The sequence below is a fragment of the Streptomyces sp. SID1328 genome, from assembly GCF_009865595.1.
Lineage (GTDB): Bacteria > Actinomycetota > Actinomycetes > Streptomycetales > Streptomycetaceae > Streptomyces > Streptomyces griseoluteus.
This window is the reverse complement of the sequence record NZ_WWKH01001009.1, coordinates 1-1,828: the sequence shown is the minus strand read 5'-3', so window position 1 is coordinate 1,828 and position 1,828 is coordinate 1. Positions and strand designations below refer to the sequence as shown.

The window sequence follows — 1,828 nt, the reverse complement described above, 5'->3', positions numbered from 1 at the left end:
CCGGGGCCTGGGCCGCGAGCCTGCCCGTGGGGGCGCTCGCGGGGCTCGCCGCCGGGGGCCTCACCGTCATCACCGTCTTCGTCCTGCTCGGCTGGGCCCTGGGCGCCCAGGGCTTCGCACCCGCCCTCCGTTCCGTACGCACCCACACCCGAAGGCTCGCTCATGCCGTCTTCCGTTGAGTCCGCGTCCGTCCTCCGCACCGGCTCCCCCAGGCCGGGCGGAGGCGGTCCCGTCCCGTGGATCGCCATGTACCACTCGGTCGGCGACTGCTCCGACGACCCGTATCACGTCACCGTCACCCCAGCCCGGCTGGAGCGCCAGTTGCGCTGGCTGCGCGGACGGGGGCTGCGGGGCGTGTCGGTGGGCGAGCTGCTGGCCGCCCGCGCGCGGGGCGCCGGGCGCGGTCTGGTCGGGCTCACCTTCGACGACGGGTACGCCGACTTCGTCACCGACGCGCTGGCGCTGCTGACCCGCTGGGAGTGCACGGCCACCCTGTTCGTGCTGCCCGGCCGGCTCGGCGGCGAGAACACCTGGGACCCGCTCGGCCCGCGCAAGCCCCTGCTGACCGCCGACACCGTGCGTGAGGCCCACCGGGCCGGGGTGGAGATCGGCTCCCACGGCCTGACCCACGTCGACCTCACCCGCGCCGACGACACCGTCCTGCACGCCGAGGTCAGTGACAGCCGAGCCCTGTTGACCGAGCTGACCGGTGCTCCGGTCCAGGGCTTCTGCTACCCCTACGGCACGGTCGACGGGCGCGTGGTCGAGGCCGTACGGGAGGCCGGTTACGGCTACGCCTGCGCCATCGACCCCGGCGAGCTGAGCGGCCCGCACGCGCTGCCCCGCGTGCATGTGGGGCAGAACGACAACGCCCTGCGACTGTTCCTGAAGTACCGGCTGCACCGGCTGCGCCGCCGGCCCGTGGCGGGGCTGTGATGCGGGCGCTGCACATCATCACCGGCCTCGGAGTGGGGGGCGCCGAGCAGCAACTGCGGCTTCTGCTGCGCCACTTGCCCGTCGAGTGCGACGTGGTGACGCTGACCAACCCCGGCCCGGTGGCGGCCGGGCTGCGGGCCGACGGGGTGCGGGTGGCCGACCTCGCCATGGGCGGCAACCGGGATCTGGCCGCCCTGCCCCGGCTGGCCCGGCTGATCCGGCGCGGCCGCTACGACCTGGTCCACACCCACCTCTACCGGGCCTGTCTCTACGGCCGGCTGGCGGCACGGCTCGCGGGCGTACGCGCGGTGGTCGCCACCGAGCACTCTCTGGGCGACTCCCAGATGGAGGGGCGCCCGCTCAACTCCGGTGTACGCGCGCTGTATCTGGCCGGGGAACGCCTGGGCCGCTCTACGGTCGCCGTCTCCCCCACCGTCGCCGCCCGCCTGACCCGCTGGGGCGTACCGGAGCCGCGTATCGCGGTCGTCCCCAACGGCATCGACCTGGAGCCCTTCCGCTTCGACCCGCACCGGCGGGCGCTCGTCCGCGCCCGACTGGGCATCCCGGACGACGCCTTCGTGATCGGCGGCGTCGGACGGCTGGCCCCCGGCAAGCGGTTCGGCATCTCGATCGAGGCCCTCGCTCAACTGCCGCCCGACTGCCGCCTGCTGCTGGTCGGAGGCGGGCCCGAAGAAGGCGCGCTCCGCCGCACCGCCGCCGCGGCCGGAGTCCTGGACCGGGTGCTGTTCACCGGCGAGGTCCCCGGCCTCCCCGACGGCTCGACCGGTCCCGACCTGCCCGCGCTGACCTCCGCGATGGACGTGCTCGCCGCCCCCTCCCCGGAGGAGGCGTTCGGGCTGGCCGTCGTCGAGGCGCTCGCGGCCGGCCTCCC

At 75.2% G+C, this 1,828-nt stretch carries 2 protein-coding genes; both read left to right on the top strand.

The genetic code is table 11. From position 1 onward, the window contains the following. Window positions 1-162: 162 nt before the first annotated feature. A complete protein-coding gene (locus tag GT030_RS32640) occupies window positions 163-936 on the top strand; it encodes a polysaccharide deacetylase family protein (protein WP_202460852.1) in 774 nt (257 codons plus the stop codon). Next, window positions 936-1,828, top strand: an 893-nt coding sequence (locus GT030_RS32635; protein ID WP_161204163.1) for a glycosyltransferase, incomplete at its 3' end; no start/stop codon positions are given. The genes GT030_RS32640 and GT030_RS32635, both read left to right, overlap by 1 nt.